This window comes from Ruegeria sp. HKCCA4633 (genome assembly GCF_013034605.1).
GTDB lineage: Bacteria > Pseudomonadota > Alphaproteobacteria > Rhodobacterales > Rhodobacteraceae > Ruegeria.
In genome coordinates, this window is sequence record NZ_WQGJ01000001.1 from 759,997 (window position 1) to 781,043 (window position 21,047).

A 21,047-nucleotide genomic window follows, 5' to 3' on the forward strand; every position below is an offset into this window, starting at 1 on the left:
AGACATGACAGCAGACAAGACCGCCATCCGTGACGCCGCAACTGTCATCGTTTTGCGGGACAGATGGACCAATCCGTCGATCCTTATGGGGCAACGCGGGTCCAAAGCCGTGTTCATGCCGAACAAGTTTGTGTTCCCTGGCGGTGCCGTTGATCCGGCGGATTCAGCAGTGCCCCTGGCGACCAAGCTGCCCGATCTGTGCCGTGACCGTTTGGCTGAACAGGCCGAGTCCGGATTGCAACACGCGCTGGCCGCCGCTGCCATTCGCGAGCTCTGGGAGGAAACGGGCCTTGTTCTGGGCCAGCCGGGCGCATGGCCGGGGCACGCACCTGACGACTGGCAAAGCTTTTCCGACATGGGATACGTGCCATCTGCAGCTGCATTGCAGTTCGTTTTCCGCGCGGTGACACCACCCGGTCGCCCTCGCCGGTTTGACGCACGGTTCTTTTTGGTCGACGCGGAAGCCTTGCAAGGTGATCTGGACGATTTCAGTCGCGCCTCAGACGAGCTGTCGCACCTGCAATGGGTGCAACTGGACCGCGCGCGAGATTTGGACCTGCCCTTCATAACCGAGGTTGTTCTTGCCGAAGTAGCGGCCCGGGTTACATCCCCCGAGCCTCCAGTGTCCGTTCCGTTTTACAAGAATGACGAAGAAGCCAACCTGTTCCTGCGCCTCAGGGGTTACCCGATGCCGGAACACGACTGACGGTACCGGGTCACCGCATCCGGCTGACAACCACCGTCACTTCGGGCTTCTTACCGATTTCCGCTTTCGCGGTCTGACGAACAATCCGGCGCATCTCGTCTTCCAGTTTGTCGTCGTCGCGCAGGGTTTTGGCCGCAGCCCGCATCAGGAATTGATTCAGGTCCTCCTCCAGAACCTCCACCACAGCCGCGCGCGAAGTTCCGATCTCGGGCAGGCCCATGGTATCGCACCAAGGTTCACCCAGCGGTTCGTCTTCCTCGTCCAAAACCACGGTGACCGTGACATGGCCGTTCAATGCCATGCGGATACGATCCCGCACCACGCCGTCCAACGCACCGATCTTGACCGACCCGTCCAGATATGTGCGCCCGGTTTCGACATAGTCGACAACAGCCGGGGCGTTGCCACTGAGATCCAGCATGGTGCCATTCACCGCCAGCACACCGGTTCTGCCGCCATTCTCGGCAAGTTTGACATGTTCGCGCAGGTGACGGTGTTCACCGTGCATGGGAATAATGACCTGCGGGTCAATCAGCGCATGGACCTTCTCAAGATCAGGCCGGTTGGCGTGGCCTGACACGTGATAAAGACCCGAGCTGTCATCCACCACATCCACGCCCTTTTCGCTGAGCTGGTTCATGATGAAGATCACGCCCCGCTCATTGCCCGGAATGGTTTTAGAAGAAAACAGAAACAGGTCGCCCTCGGCCAGTTCCAGACCTCGGTATTTACCACGGGCCAGCTGGGCGCTGGCGGCACGGCGCTCGCCTTGGCTGCCGGTTACGATCAGCATCAGATTCTGACGCGGAAGATCCAACGCCTCTTCCGCGCTGATCACCTTTGGGAAATCCGACAGGATGCCAGTTTCGGTTGCGGCCTCGATCATCCGGCGCATGGCGCGGCCCAACAGAACAACCGATCGCCCTGCCCGCTGACCCGCTTCGGCCAGTGTTTTGACCCGCGCAACATTTGAGGCAAACGTGGTCGCCACGACCATGCCTTCGGCGTTTTCAACCAGTTTGGTGATTTCCGGCCCAACTTCGGATTCCGAACGGCCGGGATGGGCCGAAAACACGTTTGTACTGTCGCAGATCAGGGCTTTGACACCGGGTTTGGCCACTTCGGTCCAAAGGTCTGGGTCGAAAGCCTCGCCCACGACCGGATTCTCGTCCAGCTTGAAGTCACCGGAATGCACCACTCGTCCTGCAGGCGTGTCGATGACCAAAGCCGCGCTTTCAGGGATCGAGTGCGATACAGGCAGAAACCCAATTGTGAAAGGACCAACCGAGACCTGTTCAGGCCAGGCAGATACGGTCGTCACCGCCTCGGTTGGGTGCGCGTGTTCTTCCATCTTGCGGCGTGCAATGTTGGCCGTGAACGCGCGGGCATAAATCGGGGCACCCAAGGCTTCATAGCAATGCGCCACCGCGCCAACATGGTCCTCATGCGCGTGAGTGATAAAGACGCCGTCCAGCTGATCCGCACGCTCTTTCAACCAAGAAATATCTGCATAAATCAGGTCAACACCGGGTGTTGTGTCCATGTCCGGAAAGGTGACGCCCAGATCGACAAGGATCAGGCGCTCCTGTCCCGGTTTACCATAACCGTACACATAGGCATTCATGCCAATTTCACCCGCGCCACCCAGCGGCAGGTAGATCAATCTTTCACTGCTCATGCGGAGCTATTATCCTTGTTATAGCGATGGATCACGGTCAATCCGTGCATCGTCAGATCATCTTCGATTGCGTCAAACCCTACGTCGGCCTGATCGAACAAAGGGGCTAGCCCTCCTGTTCCGACAACTTTCATCGGCATTCCGTATTCGTTTTTGATCCGGGCGATCAGGCCTTCGATCAGGCCGGAATAGCCCCAATACACGCCCGATTGGATACATCCAACCGTATTCGTCCCGATCACTTTATCCGGTCGGGTAATGTCGATATGCGGAAGCGCAGCCGCCCCTTGATGCAGAGCTTCAAGGCTCAGGTTCACACCGGGCGCAATAATTCCCCCGACATAGGCCCCATCGGCGGCAACCACATCAAAGTTCGTTGCAGTGCCAAAATCCACCACGACCACGTTTCCGCCGTGCCGGTCAAACGCGCCCACTGCATTGGCCAGCCGGTCAGGACCTGGGACAGTTCCTTCGTCGACACGCGGCGGCACAGGCAATAGGCAGTCAGGCTTGCCAACCACCAGCGGGCGGCACCCAAAGAAGCGATCCGCAAAAATGCGCAGATTGAACACCACACGTGGCACGGTCGAGGCAATGACGACATCTGTTATGACTGCCTCAATGCCATAGTGTTTCACCAGCGTCGAATACCATGTGAAATATGCATCCGCCGTACGCGCATGGTGGGTCGAGGTGCGCAGGGTGCACAGAAACTTCTCGCCGTCCCAGATCGAGAAAACGGTGTTGGTGTTGCCGCAATCAATGGCCAGAAGCATTTAACGCCCCTTTCAGAAATACACGTCTGCCGCGGGAATGCTCACGCGGCCTTTGGCGGTGTTTAAGACAAGGTTGCCGCTTGCGTCCACTGTTTCGAATGTTCCTACCGTCTCTGACGTTCCGGTACGTGCGGTGATAACCTCTCCCAACCGGGCCGCGCGGGCCAACCAAGCAGTACGGATCGGTTCGAACCCATAAGTGGTAAATTGGGTTTCGTAAGTGGCAAAGGCGCCTGCAAGCTCGGTCAGAAAATCCTCTGGCGAGACGTGCGTCCCGGTTTCTGACAGCAGTGAAACAGGCCGCATCGCACCAGGTTCGACCGCATCCGCATCCGGTGCATTGGCCAGGTTTACCCCGATACCGATCGCCAGATGCGCCACACCGTGCCCCTGCCCGGTGCTTTCCAGCAAGATACCGGCAAGCTTGCCGCCATTCAGCAGGACATCATTGGGCCACTTCAGCGACAACCCGGCCGTTCTTCCGGTTACGGCGACACAGGCGTCGAACAGGGCCAGCGCGGCCACAAAGCTGCGCAATGCCGCCTGTTCCGGCGCGCCTTGCGGACGCATCAGCAACGTCGCGGCCAGATTGCCCATAGGATTAGCCCAGGCCCGTCCACGCCGTCCGCGGGCTGCTGTCTGATGATGTGCCATGATCCAGACAGGACCACGGGCATTGGGCGCGATCCGCGCCGCCTCGTTCAGGGTGCTATCGACTTCCTGCACCTCGTGCAGACCGTAGCCTTGGGGCCATTTACTCATATCAAAAAGGCTCGGTCACGTGACCGAGCCCCTCCTTTCGAATGTTCAAGACGTTCAGTTGACAAGCGTCGCCGCAGCAGCTGCTGCTGCGCCCTCGACACCGAACTGATAGAAGATGCCGACCAGCATCAACGCCGCAGATCCCATCAAAGCCACCCACAGAACGGGCGTCGATCGGGTCTCGATTGGCTCTTCGTTTTCAGCCCCGAAATACATGTAGAACACGATCCGCAGGTAGTAGAACGCACCAATGACGGACGCGATGGCCGAGACGATCACAAGGCCGGTCAACCCTGCGCTTACACCCGCTTGCCACACCCCAAACTTGGCAAAAAAGCCCAGCATCGGCGGCACACCGGCCAGCGAGAACATCAGGATCAAAACGGCAAGGGCCTTGCCCGGATCGCGCTTGGAATACTGGCGCAATGCGTCAATATCGGTTATCGGTTTTCCGTCACGTTCCATCATCAGGATGAAGGCAAAGGTTCCGATGTTCATGGTCACGTATATGGCCAGATACATCAGCATCGCTTTGATGCCCAACTCAGTACCTGCAGCAAGACCGATCAGCGCATAGCCCATATGGGCAATTGACGAGAATGCCATCAGACGTTTGATGTCGCGCTGGCCAATCGCGGCGACAGCACCCAGCAACATCGACAGCGCCGAAAGCAGAACGATCACCTGCTGCCAATCTTTCACAATGCCTCCGAACGCGTCATGCATCAGCCGGGCAAAAAGGGCCATGGCCGCCACTTTCGGTGCGGTCGCAAAAAAGGCTGTAATTGGCGTTGGAGAGCCTTCGTACACGTCCGGTGTCCACATGTGGAACGGAACGGCCGAGACCTTGAAGGCGAGTCCTGAGATCAGGAAGATCAGACCAAATAGCAGACCAATCGAAACGTCTCCGGCCTGAACGGTCGTGATGATGCCCGAAAAGAGCGTGGTTCCGGTAAAGCCATAAACCAGCGACGCACCATAAAGCAGCAAGCCCGAGCTGAGCGCACCCAGCGCGAAATACTTCAGACCCGCTTCGGTCGACTTGGCGCTGTCACGACGCAGTGCAGCAATTACATAAAGCGATAGCGATTGCAGCTCGAGCCCCATATACAGCGACATCAGATCGCCCGCGCTGACCATCATCATCATGCCAACGGCGGCAAGTGCAACCAGCAGCGGATACTCAAAACGCAGCAGATCGCGGCGCGCCATGTATTCCTGGCTCATGACCAGTACGGCACCTGCCGAAAGCAGAATGGCAACTTTTGCAAAGCGGGCGAACCCATCATCGACGAACATACCGTTGAACGCCACATTGGTGCCTTCACCCTGGGTGGCAATCCAAATCGCCAAAAGGGCCATCAAACCGGCCGTGGTCCAGACCAGCAGAGGTGCCATGCCGTCTTTCGTCGTGTAGACAGCCCCCAGCAGCGCCGCCATCGCATAAAGCGCCAGAATGATTTCCGGCAGGATAATTGTCAGATCAGCCTGGATCATGTCTCCAAAGCTCCCTTAGTGCGAAGCGGCCGTCTGGTTCGCAGCCTCAGCTGCGGCCAGAGCCGTGTCATAGTTCGAAATCAGTGCGGCAGTGGATTGCCCGATCACATCCGTTACCAGCGACGGGTAGACGCCCAATAGGATGGTCATCACAATCAGTGGGGCAAAGATCAGACGTTCGCGTGAGCTCATGTCGGTCATTGCCTTCAGGCTTTCCTTGATCAGATCGCCAAAGACCACGCGACGGTACAGCCACAGCGCATAACCGGCCGAAAAGATCACACCGGTCGCGGCCACAGCCGTCACCCAAGTGTTGACCTGGAAGGCCCCCATCAGGGTCAGGAATTCACCGATGAAACCGGATGTGCCCGGCAAACCGACATTGGCCATGGTGAAGAGCATGAAGACCAGCGCGTAGGCAGGCATCCGAATGACCAGACCGCCATAAGCCTCGATATCCCGAGTATGCATCCGGTCGTAGATCACGCCGACACACAGGAACAACGCGGCCGAGATAAACCCGTGGCTCAGCATCTGGAAGATCGCGCCGTCGATGCCCTGCTGGTTTGCCGCAAAGATGCCCATAGTCACAAAGCCCATATGCGCGACCGACGAGTAAGCGATCAGCTTTTTCATGTCCTCTTGCACCAGCGCCACCAGCGAAGTGTAGACAACCGCAATCGCAGACATCCAAAGCACCAGATCGGTCATCACCGCGGAACCCACAGGGAACATCGGCAGGCTGAATCGCAGGAAGCCATAGCCACCCATTTTCAACAGGATCGCCGCCAGAACGACCGACCCTGCAGTTGGGGCCTGAACGTGCGCGTCCGGCAACCAGGTGTGCACCGGCCACATCGGCATTTTCACCGCAAACGACGCAAAGAAGGCCAAGAACATCAAAGTCTGCATACCGCCGACAACATAGATGCCCAGCACGCTGAAGCTTTCGGACGAGAACTGATGGGTCATCAGTGCCTCAATATCCGTGGTGCCCGCATCCGCGTACATCGCCACCATCGCCACCAGCATCAGCACCGAGCCGAGGAAGGTGTAGAGGAAGAACTTGAAGCTGGCGTAGATGCGGTCCTTACCGCCCCAAATGCCGATGATCAGGAACATCGGGATCAGGCCCGCTTCGAAGAACAGGTAGAACAGCACCAGATCCAGCGCCATGAACACGCCTAGCATCAGGGTTTCCAGCAGCAGGAAAGCCACCATGTATTCCTTGACGCGGTCGGTCACATTCCAGCTGGCCAGAATGGTCAATGGCATGATGAAGGTGGTTAGCAGCACGAACAGCACGCTGATGCCATCAACGCCCATCTTGTACTTGAGACCCATCAGCCACTCACCCTCTTCCACCATTTGGAAGCCGGGGTTCGAGGGATCAAAGCCGGTGTAGATGCCAATCGATACCAGGAAGGTCACGGTCGTCGCCAACAGCGCGATCCACTTGGCATTGCGTTGGGCCGCAGCGTCATCCCCATGCAGGAACAGCGCCAGAATACCTGCTGCAATCGCCGGGATGAACGTAACGATAGAGAGGATATTGTCCATTAGTTGGCCCCTCCGCCGATAGACATCCAGGTCACAAGGGCTGCGATGCCCAGCACCATCCAGAAGGCATAGGTAAAGATGTACCCGGTCTGCGCCTTGCCTGCGAGGCGGGTAAAGAAGGGAACAACGCCCATTGCTACTCCGTTCAGGAAGCCATCAATTGTATTTCCATCGCCGCGTTTCCACAGGAAGCGACCAAGGGCGATGGTGGGTTTGACAAAGATCACGTTGTAGATCTCGTCAAAATACCACTTGTTCTTGAGGAACAGGTACAGAGGGCGCTGGTTGTCGGCCAACCGCGCGGGCAGCGTCGTGTTCACGATGTAGAACCAATAGGCCACGATAAAGCCCAGCACCATCGCGACAAAGGGCGAGACCTTAACCCATTTCGGAGCGGCGTGCGCATCGTCCAACACGTGGTTGTCCGGTGCCATATACAGCGCGCCCTCGCCCGGTTCGCCGACAAAGGCATAGTGGTGATCACCACCATGAGCAGCTTTGTCACCGTGGCCGTCGTCTGCATGGCCCTCATCCGCATGTGATTCAGCGCCATGACCATCATCCGCATGACCGTCATCCGAATGTGCGGCATCGTCATGCTCTTCGGCTTTGCCGTGATCGCCGGCCTCTGCGTGTTCTGACGCTTCAGCAACAGGGATGCCGTAGAACTTACCAACCTTGTCGGCGTGGCCAAAGAAGTTGCCGTACCAGATCATCCCGGCAAAAACCGCGCCCAGTGACAGAACGCCCAGCGGCACCAGCATGACCATCGGGCTTTCATGCGCGTGATCATGCGTATGTTTGTCGCCACGCGGCTCACCGTAGAAGGTCAGGAAGATCAAACGCCAGCTGTAGAACGAGGTGAACGCAGCCGCCACAACCAGCAACCAGAAGCCATAGCCCGAGCCGCCCGCATAAGCGCTCTCGATGATGGCGTCCTTGGACAGGAACCCGGCAAAGCCAAATGTGGTCAGCGGAATACCAACGCCGGTGATGGCCAGCGTGCCGATCATCATCGCCCAGAAGGTATAGGGGATTTTCTTACGCAGACCGCCGTATTCAGTCATCTCCTGCTCGTGATGCATCGCATGGATCACTGACCCGGCGCCAAGGAACAACAAAGCTTTGAAGAAGGCGTGTGTGAACAGGTGGAACATCGCCGCCGAGTACATGCCCACGCCTGCAGCCACGAACATGTATCCAAGCTGAGAACAGGTCGAATACGCAATCACGCGCTTGATGTCGGTTTGCACCAGACCCACGGTGGCCGCAAAGAACGCGGTGGACGCGCCCAGTACCGTGATGAAGCCGGTTGCGCCCGGAGCAAACTCCATCAGCGGCGACATGCGGCAGACCAGGAAGACACCCGCCGTCACCATGGTCGCGGCGTGGATCAGGGCAGACACAGGAGTCGGGCCTTCCATCGCGTCCGGCAACCAGGTGTGCAGGATCAACTGAGCCGATTTACCCATGGCGCCGATGAACAGCAGCACACAGATGACTTCAATCGCAGTCCACTCACCCCACAGGAAGTGCAGCTTTTCTTCGGCCAGCGCAGGGGCGGATGCAAAGATGTCCGAGAAATTGATGCTGTCGGTCAGGAAGAAGATTGCGAAGATCCCAAGCGCAAAGCCGAAGTCACCCACCCGGTTCACGATGAACGCTTTCATCGCCGCCGCATTGGCCGAAGATTTGCGATAGTAGAAGCCGATCAACAGGTACGAAGCGACGCCTACGCCTTCCCAGCCAAAGAACATCTGCACCAGATTGTCCGCTGTCACCAGCATCAGCATGGCGAAGGTGAAGAAGGACAGATAGGCAAAGAAACGCGGTTTATAGCTTTCGCCCTCACGCCACTGCGGATCATGATCCATGTACCCGAAGGAATAGAGATGCACGAGCGCCGAAACGGTCGTCACCACGATCAGCATGATCGCAGTCAGACGGTCCAGTCGAATAGCCCAGCTTGTCGACAGCGAGCCGCTTTCGATCCAGCGCATGATCTCGATCTGCTGGGTCACCCCATCAAATGTGAAGAAAACGATCCACGACAGCAGACAGGCCAGAAACAGCAGACCCGTGGACGTCCACATGGCGGCTTTCTCGCCAATGAACTTCCAGCCAAAGCCGCAGATCAGCGCGCCCACGAGCGGGGCAAAGAGGATGGTGGTTTCCATAGTTCTCTTAGCCCTTCATCATATTGACGTCTTCAACCGCGATGGTGCCACGGTTGCGGAAGAAGCAGACCAGAATGGCCAGACCAATCGCCGCCTCGGCTGCCGCAACGGTCAGCACGAACAGCGTAAACACCTGCCCAACCAGATCGCCGAGGAAACTGGAAAACGCCACGAGGTTGATATTCACCGCCAACAGCATCAGTTCGATGCTCATCAGCAGGATGATGACGTTCTTGCGGTTCAGGAAGAGACCGAAGATGCCGATGACGAACAGCGTCGCCGCGACCGTAAGATAGTGTTCAAGTCCGATCATCGTCTCAAAGTCCCTGCCCCGGTTTCACGTCCTTCAACTCCATCGCCTTGGCCGGGTCGCGCATCATCTGGCCGACGATGTCCTGACGCTTGATGTCCTGACGGTGGCGCAGGGTCAGCACGATAGCACCGATCATCGCCACCAGCAGGATCAGGCCCGCCAGTTGGAACAGAAGGAAGTATTGATCGTAAAGGATGACGCCGAGCGCCTCGGTGTTATGGCGGTCTGCTGGAACCGGCTGGGCCAGATTGGCCGCAGCACCCTGCGCGCTGTCCCATGCGCCAAAGGCCATGACGAACTGCATCAGGATGACCAGACCGATCAGCAAGGCCAGCGGCATATAGCGCGCCATCTCGGCCTTGAGCTCGGCAAAGTCAACGTCCAGCATCATCACCACGAACAGGAAAAGAACCGCAACCGCGCCAACATAGACGATGATCAGCAGCATAGCCACGAACTCGGCCCCCAGCAGCACGAACAGCCCCGCCGCCGACAGGAAGGACAGGATCAGCCACAGCACCGAGTGCACCGGCTGGCGGCTGATCACCGTGAACAGTCCGCCGGTGATGGCGCTGATGGCAAACAGATAGAAGGCAAAGACGGTCATTGATCCTCATCCTCGTTGTCGCCCATGGCCTCTTGCGCCAGATCCAGCGCACGGGTCATGGCCGGGATGCCGGCAAAGACCGACATCTGACCGATCGTTTCCACGATCTCTTGTTTCTTGGCACCCGCTTCCAGCGCGTGGCGCACAGTTTGGCGCACGGCACTATCCGCTTGCGCGCCCTGACAGGTCAGCCCGGCCAGCGTCAGCAGCAGGCGGGTTTTGGCATCCAGCCCGTCTTTATTGACGGTGTTACCGAACATCATCTCCATGACCTCTTTGGGCATGGTCGGCCACAGCGCCTCGAACCCCTTGGGCGAGAAATTCTCCATCGCCGGGTTCATCGCCTTGGCCATGTCCTGAGCCTGCTTCATCATCAGCTCGAACGGATTTTTCGGGCTGTCACTCATCGGTACGGTGCGTCCAGTTCCAAGTTGCGGGCGATCTCGGCTTCCCAGCGTTCGCCGTTATCCAGCAGTTTTTCCTTGTCGTAGAACAGCTCTTCACGGGTCTCGGTGGCGAATTCGAAATTCGGGCCTTCGACGATGGCATCGACCGGGCAGGCCTCTTGGCAGAAACCGCAATAGATGCACTTGGTCATGTCGATGTCATAGCGCGTGGTGCGGCGGCTGCCGTCCTCGCGCGGTTCGGCGTCGATGGTGATGGCCTGCGCCGGACAAACCGCTTCGCACAGTTTGCAAGCGATACAGCGTTCTTCACCGTTGGGATAACGGCGCAGGGCGTGTTCGCCACGGAAGCGCGGGCTGAGAGGGCCCTTTTCGTGTGGATAGTTCACGGTGGCTTTCGGGGCAAAAAAGTACTTCAGCCCCAATTTCATACCGACCCAGAAGTCCTGAAGCAGGAAATACTTGGCAGCGCGGGTGTAATCGATTTGCGTCATATCAGCCTCCCACGCTCCAACGGGCAAACGCGCCCCAGAACCAGTCGAATTTTGCAGCAAAAGCCACGAAGACCACCCAAGCCAGCGAGAACGGCAGGAACACTTTCCAGCCCAAGCGCATCAGCTGGTCATACCGGTATCGAGGCGTGATCGCCTTCACCATCGCGAAGATGAAGAAGAAGAACGCCATCTTGGCGACCATCCACAGCACGCCATCCGGCAGTCCCGGGATCGGCGACAGCCAGCCGCCAAAGAACAGCAGCGTGGTCAGGGCGCACATCAGGAAGATGGCGATATATTCGCCCGCCATGAACAGCAGGAATGGCGTGGCCGAGTATTCGACCTGATAACCGGCCACCAGTTCCGATTCCGCCTCGGGCAGGTCGAACGGCGGGCGGTTAGTTTCTGCCAATGCCGAGATGAAGAACAGGAACACCATCGGGAAGTGCGGCAGCCAATACCAGCTGAAGAACCCAAACGAGCCGTCCTGCGCACGCACGATGTCGCCAAAGTTCATCGACCCGGTCGAGATGATCACACCGATGATAATCAGACCGATGGAGACTTCGTAAGAAATCATCTGCGCGGCAGAGCGCAGCGAGCCAAGGAACGGGTACTTTGAGTTCGACGCCCAACCACCCATAATCACGCCATAAACTTCCAAAGAAGACACAGCGAAAACATAGAGAATGGCAACGTTGATATCCGACAGCACCCAGCCATCGTTGAACGGAATTACAGCCCAGGCGATCATCGCCAGAACAAAGCTGGTCAGCGGCGCAAGGATAAAGACGGTCCGGTCTGCCCCAGCAGGGATGACGACCTCTTTCACCACGTATTTCAGCGCGTCGGCCACCGATTGCAGCAGGCCGTAAGCGCCTACAACGTTCGGACCTCGGCGCATCTGGACAGCGGCCCAGATCTTGCGGTCGCCGTAAACAAGGAACAAAAGCGAGATCATCACGAACGCTACAACGGCAAGCACTTGCGCTAGAATGATGATGGCTATTCCGCCTGGGGTGTTAAAGAATTCAGCCATTGGTCCTCACACCGTGGGTATTCCGTTTTCCGCCCGCGATGCAAAGGCCAGATGCCTGCGCAAAGAGCGACTGGGTCGGCGCGTTGGTGTAAACAGCATCTGCTGCTTCTGCGCTACCCTTAATCTTAAGTTTCACACACAAATCCAGCGCGGCGAACTGCCACCCTGCAGCCGCTTTTGCAAGCGATATGAAACGGTTCTGGTTCATTCCGCCGCGATCTTTTCGGCCTGACGCGCCTGGGCCTGTGCCGAAAGCTCGGCCATAAGTTGAGACGCACGGGCAATCGGGTTGGTCAGGTAGAAATCCTTGACCGCGTTGCGGAACGTGGCCTGACCCAGCGGCGCTGTGTCGAGCGGCTGGACTTCGTTTTCGATGACCTCATCGATCTGCGCCAGATGTGGCACGGCCTCGATCAGCAGGGTCCGCAATTGCGCCAGCGTGTCGAAGGGTAGTGTTGCACCCAGCTCGGCCGAAAGCGCACGCAGAATCGCCCAGTTTTCTTTGGCGCCGCCCGGTGCAAAACCAGCGCGCATGGCCAGTTGCGGGCGACCTTCGGTGTTCACGAACAGACCGTTTTCCTCGGTATAAGCCGCGCCCGGCAGGATCACGTCGGCGCGGTGCGCACCCCGGTCCCCATGGCTGCCTTGATATATGACAAACGCACCTTCACCGATCTCGACCTCATCCGCGCCGAGGTTATAGATTACGTCCGCTGCGCTGATTGGATCCATGCCACCTTCGTTGGTTGCATCTACATCCATCGCGCCCACGCGTGAGGCCGCCGTATGCAGTACGATCAACCCGCTTTCTGTATTGGTTGCAATGATTTGCGCCGCCGCCAGAACGGCCTCGCCATCTGCCTCTTGCAACGCGCCTTGCCCTACGATGACCAACGAAGGCTTACCTTTGATGGCCTCATTGCCCCCCATGTCGACGACCTTCTGCAAGGCCGCACGATCATCGCCCATGTGATGATAGTCATAGGTCAGATCGACCGCCGGACCGACCAGAGCCACCTCGGCCCCGTGCGTCCAGGCTTTGCGGATTCGCGCGTTCAGAACAGGGGCTTCATCACGCGGGTTGGTACCGATCAACAGAATACGTTCCGCCGTATCGATATCTTCGATTGCAGCAGTTCCGGCATAGGCACCCCGATTGCCCGCAGGCAACTTGGCCCCATCGGTGCGGCATTCGACAACACCGCCCTGCCCTTCGATCATCTGCTTCAGGGCAAAGGTTGCTTCGACCGAGGTCAGATCACCTACGATCCCCGCAAGCTTTTCAGCCCCTTTCAGTGCCTCAGCAGCTTTGGTCAGCGCCTCGGGCCATGTAGCCGGGCGCAACTTGCCGTTCTCTCGGATATACGGCCGATCCAATCGCTGGCGGCGCAAGCCATCCCAGACGAAGCGGGTCTTGTCGCTGATCCACTCTTCATTCACGCCATCATGGTTGCGTGGCAAAAAGCGCATCACTTCGCGCCCTTTAGTATCTACGCGGATGTTCGATCCAAGGGCATCCATAACGTCGATGCTTTCTGTCTTGGTCAACTCCCATGGGCGGGCAGTAAAGGCGTAAGGTTTCGACGTCAGCGCCCCGACCGGGCACAGATCGATGATATTGCCCTGCAGGTTCGAATCCAGAGTCTGATTCAAGTACGAGGTGATCTCGGCATCCTCACCCCGCCCGGTCTGACCCATCTGAGCGATCCCAGCGACCTCGGTCGTGAAACGCACGCAGCGGGTGCAGCTGATGCAACGGGTCATCGCCGTGCCAACCAGCGGACCAAGATCCAGATCATCGACCGCGCGCTTCGCCTCTTTGAAGCGTGAACCCGAGACACCATAAGCCATCGCCTGATCCTGCAGGTCGCACTCACCGCCCTGGTCGCAAATCGGGCAATCCAGCGGGTGGTTGATCAGCAGGAACTCCATCACCCCTTCGCGGGCCTTTTTGACCATAGGCGAGTTGGTCTTGACCACAGGCGGCTGCCCTTCTGGCCCGGGACGCAGGTCCCGAACCTGCATCGCGCACGAGGCCGCAGGCTTCGGTGGGCCGCCAACAACCTCGACCAGACACATCCGGCAGTTCCCGGCGATCGACAAACGTTCGTGGTAACAGAAGCGCGGCACTTCTACCCCGGCTTGCTCACAAGCCTGGATCAGGGTCATCGCGCCTTCGACTTCGATTTCCTGCCCGTCGATATTGATCTTGCGGAGGTCAGACATGGTCTAGTTCGCCCTCAAATAAACGCCAATTGCGCTGTTTCTTTGGATTTCCTTCTGCCCCAGGGTGCAGAATGTGGTGGGGTTTTCATACGTCACGCCGTTTGAGGCCAGATACGCCTCGCCCTTGGCGCGCATCCGGTCTTTTTCCGCATCCGATTCCACGTAAGACCGGATTTCCGTATCCGAATACCCCAATTCGTTTGCCTTGGACCGCAGCCCCCACATCACGCTGATCGCCTTCAGTCGCCGCCCGCTGATCGAAGGGCAGAATTCCGAAATCTCGTTTGCGATGGCGATGTAGTAGAGTTCGTTGTCGATCTCTTTGACTTCCCTCAAGGGCGGCTTTGCATCTGCTGCGGCAGGGAAAGCCATCAAAGCGGCCAGAGCGACTGTTTTTGCAAATGACATGGGTTTTCCTTTCGTCTTGGACTGTCCAAGACGAAGGAATGTGCGTCTGCTAGGCAATAACGCCATGCGCGACACGTCACGATATGCAAAAACACCGGTCATCATGGCCGTTGGCAAGTTCCTGCAAATGTGAGTTGGTCGTCGGCAATGGTAAGCTGCTGCGGTTCTGTGTCTGGCCCCACTTTCCAATTGATCCGCGACGACCCGAAATTCTGGACGCAGAACTTTGTGCCCTCGTGCCGTCCAGCTTCGCGCGCACCGTCCAATGACGCCGATACACCTTTGACGACAACAGTAAACTCAGCAGGTGAGTTCTTTTTGTCGACCGCTTTGGCTTTGGTCCGAAACGCCTTGCCATCGAACAGAATACGGTCCTCTGACGGTCTGATCAGACCACAGGCAGACACACTTGCCAAAGCCAGCACAACAACAAGAGTTTTAGGGGCCTTCATACATTCCCTCATTGTTTTTTGTTCCGCCATGTCGCCATCAAAACGCCGCCACCAATGCCATAAGCCCGATCACAAACATGCAGGCCCAGCCCAGCACATACAGCACGGAGCGCAGACCGCTGTTCGGCTTGCCGATCCCTCTGAGATGCACCACCAGCATAAGTAGCCGTGCAACCAATGCGACAGACGCCAGAAGGTTGACCCAGAATGGGCTGACCCCCAGCAAAATTGCCGCCACAACAACGGTTAGAAACGCCGGGAGCGTTTCGGTCCCGTTCAGATAGGCCCGGTTCAGACGATAGGCTTGATCGCCATAATCCTGCTCGGGCGTGGCACCGGGTGCCAAGCCCTTGCCCTGCTTGGCCAACGCGGAAAACGGGGCCAGAAACAAAACGACCAATGTGAAGAACACAACGGATGCTATGGCGTGTGAATATTCAGCAAAGGCTTCCATTCGGTTTACTCCGCTGCCATCGCACCCATGCGGCCCGATTTCTGGGCCTTGATGCGGTCCTCGATCTCTTCCCGGAAGTTGCGGATCAGGCCCTGGATCGGCCAGGCGGCCGCGTCACCCAAGGCACAGATGGTATGGCCTTCGACCTGTTTGGTCACATCAAACAGCATGTCGATCTCTTCCAATTCGGCCTCGCCGCGCACCAGACGATCCATAACGCGCATCATCCAGCCGGTGCCTTCCCGGCATGGCGTACACTGGCCGCAGCTTTCGTGCTTGTAGAATTTCGACAGCCGCCAGATCGCCTTGATGATGTCCGTCGACTTGTCCATCACGATCACCGCAGCCGTACCAAGGCCCGAGCCCAGATCATTGCGCAAGTAGTCAAAATCCATGATCGCGTCGCGCATGTTTTCACCGCGCACGCACGGAACAGACGAGCCACCCGGGATAACCGCCAACAGGTTGTCCCACCCACCGCGAATGCCGCCGCAATGGGTTTCGATCAGGTCCTCGAAGGAAATCGACATCGCCTCTTCCACGACGCAAGGGTTGTTCACATGGCCCGAGATCGCAAACAGCTTTGTGCCCGCGTTGTTCTGACGGCCAAAGCCTGCGAACCAGTCCGCACCCCGGCGCAGGATGGTCGGCACGACGGCGATTGATTCCACGTTGTTCACCGTGGTCGGGCAGCCATAGAGGCCAGCCCCTGCCGGGAACGGAGGTTTCATCCGCGGCATGCCCTTTTTGCCCTCAAGGCTTTCGATCAGCGCGGTTTCCTCACCGCAGATATAGGCGCCCGCACCGTGATGCAGGAACAGATCGAAATCCCAGCCTGAACCCGCCGCGTTTTTACCCAGCAGACCGGCGTCATAAGCCTCATCAATCGCGGCCTGTAGCGCCTCGCGCTCGCGGATGTATTCGCCGCGCAGGTAGATGTAGCAGGTATGCGCGTTCATAGCGAAAGACGCGATCAGACAGCCTTCGATCAGCGTATGCGGGTCATGGCGCATGATTTCGCGGTCTTTGCAGGTGCCGGGCTCGGATTCATCCGCGTTCACCACCAGATAAGCCGGACGACCGTCGCTTTCCTTGGGCATGAACGACCATTTCAGGCCCGTCGGAAAGCCCGCACCGCCGCGACCGCGCAAACCCGAGTCTTTCATCGTCTGGATGATCCAGTCGCGGCCCTTTTCGATCAGGCCAGCAGTGCCGTCCCAATGCCCGCGGGCCTGCGCGCCCTTCAGCGTGCGCTCATGCATCCCGTAGATGTTGGTAAAGATCCGGTCCTGATCCTTCAGCATCGCGTGTTACCTTCAGCTGTCCTGACGCATGCGCCAGAGTTGAAAAATGTTGATGCCCGCATAGATGAAACCCGCCAAAGCAGCGAGATCAAACAGCAGAGCGTGCCGGGTGGTCAAACCCAGCGCGGGGCCGATGAACAGGTTCATGGCAAGCCAGATCAGCATGGTCACGGCGATGACCACCCCGATGTGTCGACCCTTGCGGGCTATGGCCTGTTCCTTATCTTTGTCCATCTTTCCCTGATGCCCCGGGTGGGCATCCGCTTAGTCTTCGTAGGTGCCGTCTTCCTTGGCACGTTTGGCGAATTCGGTTTCCTCACCCGCCCCAAGCTTAGCCGCCTGTTCGATCCAACCGTCGCGTTCGATCCGGCCCTTGAACTTCAGGCGTGCATCAACCCAGGCCACATGTTCGGGTGTCCAGGATGCGATCTGGTCGTAGTGATAGAAACCCAGCTCATTCAGCGTTTCTTCCAGCTTGGGACCAACGCCTTTCAGCAGCTTGAGGTCGTCCGGCAATCCGCCTCGGGCCTCGTTCAGCGTTCTGGGCGCGTCTTCTTTGACAGCTTCCGGCTCGGCCTTGGCTTTTGCTTCTTCCGCTTGCTTCACCGCCGGTTTCGCGGGTTCTGGTGCTTTGGGAGGCTTCGCCGCAGCCGAGGCCCCAGCCTGCTTGCCATCCTTGCCCAACCACGGCGTCAGGATCGGCACTTCGGTTCCGTCGATGCGCTTGACCGTGTCGCCCAGATCCGTCGCCAGCTCAACGCTTGCGTTGTGTTCCGGCTTTCCAGCTTCATATTCCGACAAGCTGCTCAGCCCCTTCAACGGCTCAGCCGCATAGCGCCCATTCTGCGGTCCAGGCGTCGGCACCTTGCCAGCGACCAGATCGTCGATGATCCTGCCAAAACTCTCAGCCGTCAGGTCTTCGTAGTAATCCTTACCAATCTGCGCCATCGGAGCGTTGGTGCAGGAGCCGAGGCATTCGACCTCTTCCCAACTCAACTTGCCATCGGCAGACAGCTCATGCGGCTTGGCTGCGATCTTTTCCTTGCACACCGCAATCAGATCCTCGGCCCCGCATATCATGCAGGAGGTCGTGCCGCAGACCTGAATATGTGCAACAGACCCAACCGGTTGCAGTTGGAACATGAAATAGAACGAAGCGACCTCGAGCACGCGGATATAGGCCATGCCCAGCATGTCGGCAACAGATTCAATCGCCGGACGGCTTAGCCAGCCCTCCTGCTCTTGCGCGCGCCAAAGCAGCGGGATGACCGCGCTGGCCTGACGGCCTTCGGGGTATTTGGTGATCTGAGCTTCGGCCCATTGCTGGTTGGCAGCGGTAAAAGCGAAGCTTTCGGGTTGATCTGAATGGAGGCGACGGAGCATCTCGGCTATCTCATGTTCTCTCTGTAACTTCGCTATGCACTAATTCGGTACCGAAGAGCTTGAATTGGGTGACCAAAAACCCTCAGCATTTTTGCTAGCTAGATTCATTCTCTCAAAGTCGCTTATCGCCAGCAAAAAGTCCGCTTTGGACAACCCCGCCTCCACGCCGACTTCGTCGAACAATCGGGCACTGTCATATCTGCCTGGAAAGTCAACTATTTTCGCAAACGCTGCGCGCAAAGCCTGGTTTCCCTTGACTTGATCTGCGGTCAACTGCGCGGCTGGATTGTATGGTAGCAATTTGAGTCCATAGATATCCTTTAGGAATTGGACCAGAATACCATCTCGGACCAGTTCCAAGACCAGCAAACGCACAGTCTGTTCTTTCAAGTCATCTTTCTCAATATCGAATTCAACATCAAATGCTGATGCTTTAAGCTTTTCGGTGAGTTGACCTATCGAAAGTAAATTATCCGATTGAGTCATAATCTCTTGGAGTTTTGCCTTGCGCCAACTGCTTACCGTCTGCTGACGCCGTTCCGCATCTAATTTCTGGGATTGTTCAACCCTTTGCAGGTAGAACTTATAGAACCCAAAAAGTGCCGCTACGATACCGAGAACAGTTGAGATTAACCTGATTTCTTCGGCATTATTTGTAAGCCAATCCATTAGCGATCAATCTCCCCAAACACTACATCCATGGTGCCGATGATGGCGGCGACGTCAGCTAATTGGTGACCTCCGGCAACGTGGTCCATGGCTTGCAGGTGCAGGAAGCCCGGCGCGCGCAGCTTGGCCCTGTAAGGCTTATTGGTGCCGTCGGCGACCAGATAGACGCCGAATTCGCCCTTGGGGGCCTCGACCGCGGCATAGACCTCGCCTGCGGGGACATGGAAGCCTTCGGTATACAGTTTGAAGTGATGGATCAGGCTCTCCATCGAGGTCTTCATGTCTGACCGTTTCGGCGGGGTGATCTTGCCACGGGCCAGAACGTCACCCGGGCATTCACGGATCTTGGCTATGGCCTGTCGAATGATCAGCAGCGACTGGCGCATCTCTTCCATGCGGCAGAGATAACGGTCATAGCAGTCGCCATTTTTACCGACTGGGATCTGGAATTCGAATTCGTCATAGCATTCGTAGGGCTGCGCACGGCGCAAGTCCCAAGCCAGACCGGACCCACGGACCATCACGCCCGAGAAGCCGTATTTCTGGATGTCATCCTCGGTCACAACGCCAATATCAGCGTTGCGCTGTTTGAAGATGCGGTTTTCGGTCAGCAATCCGTCAATGTCGTCCAGAACGGCGGGGAACTCGTGGCTCCACGCCTCGATATCGTCCAGCAGTTCCGGCGGCAGGTCCTGATGGACACCGCCAGGGCGGAAATAGGCGGCGTGCAGGCGGGCTCCACAGGCGCGCTCATAGAACACCATCAGCTTTTCGCGCTCTTCAAAGCCCCAGAGCGGCGGGGTCAGAGCACCTACATCCATTGCCTGCGTGGTCACATTCAGCAGGTGATTCAGGATGCGCCCGATTTCGGAATACAAAACCCGGATCAGCGAACCCCGACGCGGTACTTCGACACCGGTCAGCTTTTCGATGGCCAAACACCAGGCATGTTCCTGGTTCATCGGCGCCACATAATCCAGACGGTCGAAATACGGCAGGTTCTGCAGATATGTCCGACTTTCCATCAGCTTTTCGGTGCCACGGTGCAGCAGGCCGATATGCGGATCGCATCGCTCGACGATCTCGCCGTCGAGCTCGAGAACCAGACGCAGAACCCCGTGCGCCGCAGGGTGTTGCGGGCCGAAGTTGATGTTGAAGTTGCGGATCTTCTGTTCTCCGCTCAGCGCGTCCGTGCTGCCATCATCGTATCTTGAGCCGTCCATCAACGCCCTCGTTTCTTCTTTTTCGCCTCAGCCCGCACCCGGACCTTTTCGGCTTCGGCCGCTTTGGCAGCGGCCCCTGCAAGCAAGACGCCCAAAGCGCCCAAAACGATCAGTTCACCTATCATGTCAACGCCGCTCCATCTCTTGCAATTTCATGGCCATCATCCAAAGGAGGACAATCACGACCGGAGAGATGAGGCACGCAAACGCCCAGTTCTTGTTGATCCCGAAATGCGGCAGCAGCTTGATCATCGGTACAACCGTTGCAACCACCAAAACAATCCAGATCAGGAACTCGAACATGATTAGGTCTCCTGTTTCTCATCCCCTGGCAGAATGTAGTTGGCACCTTCCCATGGGGACATGAAATCGAATTGTCGGTATTCCTGCACCAGACTGACGGGTTCGTAGACCACGCGTTTTTGCGCCTCGTCATAGCGAACCTCGGTATATCCGGTGGTCGGAAAGTCCTTGCGCAGCGGATAGCCGCGGAAACCATAGTCTGTCAGGATACGCCGCAGATCCGGGTGACCCGAGAACAGGATGCCAAACATGTCGAACACCTCACGCTCGAACCAATTGGCCGAGGGGTGAACATCGACGATCGAGGGCACCATGTCCTCCTCGCGGATCGAAACCCGCAGGCGGATGCGTTGATTCTGGTACATCGACAGGAAGTGATAGACCACATCGAACCGCTTGGCGCGTTCGGGATAATCGACACCGGTGATGTCCACCAGGGTTGAAAACTGGCAAGACCGGTCGCTTTTCAGAAATTCGATAAATTCAACCAGGTTTGACGGCGCCACATCGACATTCAGCTCTCCATGGGTGACATCCCAGGACAAGACGCAATCGGCCCGCTTCAGCTCCAGCTGTGCGCCGAGTTCTTTGAGTGCTTCGCTCATCAACTCT

Annotated in this window: 25 protein-coding genes; 1 reads left to right on the forward strand and 24 read right to left on the reverse strand. The window is 57.6% G+C overall.

Annotated elements, in window-relative coordinates; translation table 11 throughout:
• Window positions 1-4 precede the first annotated feature (4 nt).
• Complete coding sequence (locus GOV85_RS03790) at window positions 5-706, forward strand: NUDIX hydrolase (protein ID WP_171175141.1); 702 nt, start codon at window positions 5-7, stop codon at window positions 704-706.
• 10 nt (window positions 707-716) lie between these two features.
• Here GOV85_RS03790 and GOV85_RS03795 read toward each other — a convergent pair whose 3' ends face one another.
• From GOV85_RS03795 to GOV85_RS03905, 24 genes are all read right to left on the reverse strand, one after another.
• A complete protein-coding gene (locus GOV85_RS03795; RefSeq protein ID WP_171175143.1) occupies window positions 717-2,384 on the reverse strand; it encodes a ribonuclease J in 1,668 nt (555 codons plus the stop codon).
• Window positions 2,381-3,160: a type III pantothenate kinase gene (locus tag GOV85_RS03800; RefSeq protein ID WP_171175145.1), complete on the reverse strand. Its 780-nt coding sequence runs from the start codon at window positions 3,158-3,160 to the stop codon at window positions 2,381-2,383. Before GOV85_RS03800 ends, GOV85_RS03795 begins: the two co-directional genes overlap by 4 nt.
• A gap of 12 nt (window positions 3,161-3,172) precedes the next feature.
• Window positions 3,173-3,922, reverse strand: coding sequence for a biotin--[acetyl-CoA-carboxylase] ligase (locus tag GOV85_RS03805; protein WP_171175147.1), 750 nt, complete (start codon window positions 3,920-3,922; stop codon window positions 3,173-3,175).
• 54 nt (window positions 3,923-3,976) lie between these two features.
• Window positions 3,977-5,419 (reverse strand): NADH-quinone oxidoreductase subunit NuoN, encoded by a 1,443-nt coding sequence (gene nuoN / locus GOV85_RS03810; protein ID WP_171175149.1) that lies wholly within the window; start codon window positions 5,417-5,419, stop codon window positions 3,977-3,979.
• A 15-nt stretch (window positions 5,420-5,434) separates the two neighbouring features.
• A complete protein-coding gene (locus GOV85_RS03815; protein WP_171175151.1) occupies window positions 5,435-6,979 on the reverse strand; it encodes an NADH-quinone oxidoreductase subunit M in 1,545 nt (514 codons plus the stop codon).
• A complete protein-coding gene (nuoL, locus tag GOV85_RS03820; protein WP_171175153.1) occupies window positions 6,979-9,156 on the reverse strand; it encodes an NADH-quinone oxidoreductase subunit L in 2,178 nt (725 codons plus the stop codon). Before nuoL ends, GOV85_RS03815 begins: the two co-directional genes overlap by 1 nt.
• 7 nt (window positions 9,157-9,163) lie before the next feature.
• Window positions 9,164-9,469 carry an NADH-quinone oxidoreductase subunit NuoK gene (nuoK, locus tag GOV85_RS03825; RefSeq protein WP_005984024.1) on the reverse strand — a complete coding sequence of 102 codons (306 nt, stop codon included), beginning with the start codon at window positions 9,467-9,469 and terminating at the stop codon, window positions 9,164-9,166.
• Between the two features lie 4 nt (window positions 9,470-9,473).
• Complete coding sequence (locus tag GOV85_RS03830; protein WP_170615376.1) at window positions 9,474-10,076, reverse strand: NADH-quinone oxidoreductase subunit J; 603 nt, start codon at window positions 10,074-10,076, stop codon at window positions 9,474-9,476.
• Window positions 10,073-10,483 (reverse strand): carboxymuconolactone decarboxylase family protein, encoded by a 411-nt coding sequence (locus GOV85_RS03835; RefSeq protein ID WP_171175155.1) that lies wholly within the window; start codon window positions 10,481-10,483, stop codon window positions 10,073-10,075. Before GOV85_RS03835 ends, GOV85_RS03830 begins: the two co-directional genes overlap by 4 nt.
• Window positions 10,480-10,974: an NADH-quinone oxidoreductase subunit NuoI gene (gene nuoI / locus GOV85_RS03840; RefSeq protein ID WP_170343788.1), complete on the reverse strand. Its 495-nt coding sequence runs from the start codon at window positions 10,972-10,974 to the stop codon at window positions 10,480-10,482. Before nuoI ends, GOV85_RS03835 begins: the two co-directional genes overlap by 4 nt.
• Before the next feature lies 1 nt (window position 10,975).
• Window positions 10,976-12,013: an NADH-quinone oxidoreductase subunit NuoH gene (gene nuoH, locus GOV85_RS03845; RefSeq protein ID WP_171175157.1), complete on the reverse strand. Its 1,038-nt coding sequence runs from the start codon at window positions 12,011-12,013 to the stop codon at window positions 10,976-10,978.
• Window positions 12,006-12,221 (reverse strand): hypothetical protein, encoded by a 216-nt coding sequence (locus GOV85_RS03850; RefSeq protein WP_171175159.1) that lies wholly within the window; start codon window positions 12,219-12,221, stop codon window positions 12,006-12,008. Before GOV85_RS03850 ends, nuoH begins: the two co-directional genes overlap by 8 nt.
• Window positions 12,218-14,239 (reverse strand): NADH-quinone oxidoreductase subunit NuoG, encoded by a 2,022-nt coding sequence (gene nuoG, locus GOV85_RS03855; protein ID WP_171175161.1) that lies wholly within the window; start codon window positions 14,237-14,239, stop codon window positions 12,218-12,220. The genes GOV85_RS03850 and nuoG overlap by 4 nt, the downstream gene beginning before the upstream one ends.
• 3 nt (window positions 14,240-14,242) lie before the next feature.
• Window positions 14,243-14,647, reverse strand: coding sequence for a DUF5333 domain-containing protein (locus tag GOV85_RS03860; protein WP_245223228.1), 405 nt, complete (start codon window positions 14,645-14,647; stop codon window positions 14,243-14,245).
• A gap of 101 nt (window positions 14,648-14,748) precedes the next feature.
• Window positions 14,749-15,099 carry a hypothetical protein gene (locus GOV85_RS03865; RefSeq protein ID WP_171175163.1) on the reverse strand — a complete coding sequence of 117 codons (351 nt, stop codon included), beginning with the start codon at window positions 15,097-15,099 and terminating at the stop codon, window positions 14,749-14,751.
• Window positions 15,100-15,136: 37 nt separating this feature from the next.
• Complete coding sequence (locus GOV85_RS03870) at window positions 15,137-15,553, reverse strand: MAPEG family protein (RefSeq protein ID WP_171092171.1); 417 nt, start codon at window positions 15,551-15,553, stop codon at window positions 15,137-15,139.
• Window positions 15,554-15,558: 5 nt separating this feature from the next.
• Complete coding sequence (gene nuoF / locus GOV85_RS03875) at window positions 15,559-16,857, reverse strand: NADH-quinone oxidoreductase subunit NuoF (RefSeq protein WP_170400329.1); 1,299 nt, start codon at window positions 16,855-16,857, stop codon at window positions 15,559-15,561.
• 12 nt (window positions 16,858-16,869) lie between these two features.
• Entirely contained in the window at window positions 16,870-17,091 is a 222-nt protein-coding gene (locus GOV85_RS03880; RefSeq protein WP_171092174.1) for a DUF5337 domain-containing protein, read from the reverse strand.
• 30 nt (window positions 17,092-17,121) lie between these two features.
• On the reverse strand, window positions 17,122-18,240 hold the full coding sequence (gene nuoE, locus GOV85_RS03885; RefSeq protein ID WP_171175165.1) for an NADH-quinone oxidoreductase subunit NuoE: 1,119 nt from the start codon (window positions 18,238-18,240) through the stop codon (window positions 17,122-17,124).
• A 39-nt stretch (window positions 18,241-18,279) separates the two neighbouring features.
• Window positions 18,280-18,909, reverse strand: coding sequence for a hypothetical protein (locus GOV85_RS03890; protein ID WP_171175167.1), 630 nt, complete (start codon window positions 18,907-18,909; stop codon window positions 18,280-18,282).
• Entirely contained in the window at window positions 18,909-20,132 is a 1,224-nt protein-coding gene (locus GOV85_RS03895) for an NADH-quinone oxidoreductase subunit D (protein ID WP_170621366.1), read from the reverse strand. Before GOV85_RS03895 ends, GOV85_RS03890 begins: the two co-directional genes overlap by 1 nt.
• Window positions 20,132-20,257, reverse strand: coding sequence for a hypothetical protein (locus GOV85_RS21675; protein WP_256368700.1), 126 nt, complete (start codon window positions 20,255-20,257; stop codon window positions 20,132-20,134). Before GOV85_RS21675 ends, GOV85_RS03895 begins: the two co-directional genes overlap by 1 nt.
• Window position 20,258: 1 nt before the next feature.
• Window positions 20,259-20,435 carry a hypothetical protein gene (locus GOV85_RS03900; protein WP_171175169.1) on the reverse strand — a complete coding sequence of 59 codons (177 nt, stop codon included), beginning with the start codon at window positions 20,433-20,435 and terminating at the stop codon, window positions 20,259-20,261.
• A 2-nt stretch (window positions 20,436-20,437) separates the two neighbouring features.
• The gene (locus GOV85_RS03905; protein WP_171175171.1) at window positions 20,438-21,040 is read right to left on the reverse strand and encodes an NADH-quinone oxidoreductase subunit C; all 603 of its coding nucleotides are present in this window, start codon (window positions 21,038-21,040) and stop codon (window positions 20,438-20,440) included.
• Window positions 21,041-21,047: the final 7 nt, after the last annotated feature.

Coding starts and splice junctions, on each gene's coding strand:
- GOV85_RS03790 (WP_171175141.1), top strand. CDS start 5: ATGACAGCAGACAAGACCGCCATCCGTGACGCCGCAACTGTCATCGTT.
- GOV85_RS03795 (WP_171175143.1), bottom strand. CDS start 2,384: ATGAGCAGTGAAAGATTGATCTACCTGCCGCTGGGTGGCGCGGGTGAA.
- GOV85_RS03800 (WP_171175145.1), bottom strand. CDS start 3,160: ATGCTTCTGGCCATTGATTGCGGCAACACCAACACCGTTTTCTCGATC.
- GOV85_RS03805 (WP_171175147.1), bottom strand. CDS start 3,922: ATGAGTAAATGGCCCCAAGGCTACGGTCTGCACGAGGTGCAGGAAGTC.
- nuoN (WP_171175149.1), bottom strand. CDS start 5,419: ATGATCCAGGCTGATCTGACAATTATCCTGCCGGAAATCATTCTGGCG.
- GOV85_RS03815 (WP_171175151.1), bottom strand. CDS start 6,979: ATGGACAATATCCTCTCTATCGTTACGTTCATCCCGGCGATTGCAGCA.
- nuoL (WP_171175153.1), bottom strand. CDS start 9,156: ATGGAAACCACCATCCTCTTTGCCCCGCTCGTGGGCGCGCTGATCTGC.
- nuoK (WP_005984024.1), bottom strand. CDS start 9,469: ATGATCGGACTTGAACACTATCTTACGGTCGCGGCGACGCTGTTCGTC.
- GOV85_RS03830 (WP_170615376.1), bottom strand. CDS start 10,076: ATGACCGTCTTTGCCTTCTATCTGTTTGCCATCAGCGCCATCACCGGC.
- GOV85_RS03835 (WP_171175155.1), bottom strand. CDS start 10,483: ATGAGTGACAGCCCGAAAAATCCGTTCGAGCTGATGATGAAGCAGGCT.
- nuoI (WP_170343788.1), bottom strand. CDS start 10,974: ATGACGCAAATCGATTACACCCGCGCTGCCAAGTATTTCCTGCTTCAG.
- nuoH (WP_171175157.1), bottom strand. CDS start 12,013: ATGGCTGAATTCTTTAACACCCCAGGCGGAATAGCCATCATCATTCTA.
- GOV85_RS03850 (WP_171175159.1), bottom strand. CDS start 12,221: ATGAACCAGAACCGTTTCATATCGCTTGCAAAAGCGGCTGCAGGGTGG.
- nuoG (WP_171175161.1), bottom strand. CDS start 14,239: ATGTCTGACCTCCGCAAGATCAATATCGACGGGCAGGAAATCGAAGTC.
- GOV85_RS03860 (WP_245223228.1), bottom strand. CDS start 14,647: ATGTCATTTGCAAAAACAGTCGCTCTGGCCGCTTTGATGGCTTTCCCT.
- GOV85_RS03865 (WP_171175163.1), bottom strand. CDS start 15,099: ATGAAGGCCCCTAAAACTCTTGTTGTTGTGCTGGCTTTGGCAAGTGTG.
- GOV85_RS03870 (WP_171092171.1), bottom strand. CDS start 15,553: ATGGAAGCCTTTGCTGAATATTCACACGCCATAGCATCCGTTGTGTTC.
- nuoF (WP_170400329.1), bottom strand. CDS start 16,857: ATGCTGAAGGATCAGGACCGGATCTTTACCAACATCTACGGGATGCAT.
- GOV85_RS03880 (WP_171092174.1), bottom strand. CDS start 17,091: ATGGACAAAGATAAGGAACAGGCCATAGCCCGCAAGGGTCGACACATC.
- nuoE (WP_171175165.1), bottom strand. CDS start 18,240: ATGCTCCGTCGCCTCCATTCAGATCAACCCGAAAGCTTCGCTTTTACC.
- GOV85_RS03890 (WP_171175167.1), bottom strand. CDS start 18,909: ATGGATTGGCTTACAAATAATGCCGAAGAAATCAGGTTAATCTCAACT.
- GOV85_RS03895 (WP_170621366.1), bottom strand. CDS start 20,132: ATGGACGGCTCAAGATACGATGATGGCAGCACGGACGCGCTGAGCGGA.
- GOV85_RS21675 (WP_256368700.1), bottom strand. CDS start 20,257: ATGATAGGTGAACTGATCGTTTTGGGCGCTTTGGGCGTCTTGCTTGCA.
- GOV85_RS03900 (WP_171175169.1), bottom strand. CDS start 20,435: ATGTTCGAGTTCCTGATCTGGATTGTTTTGGTGGTTGCAACGGTTGTA.
- GOV85_RS03905 (WP_171175171.1), bottom strand. CDS start 21,040: ATGAGCGAAGCACTCAAAGAACTCGGCGCACAGCTGGAGCTGAAGCGG.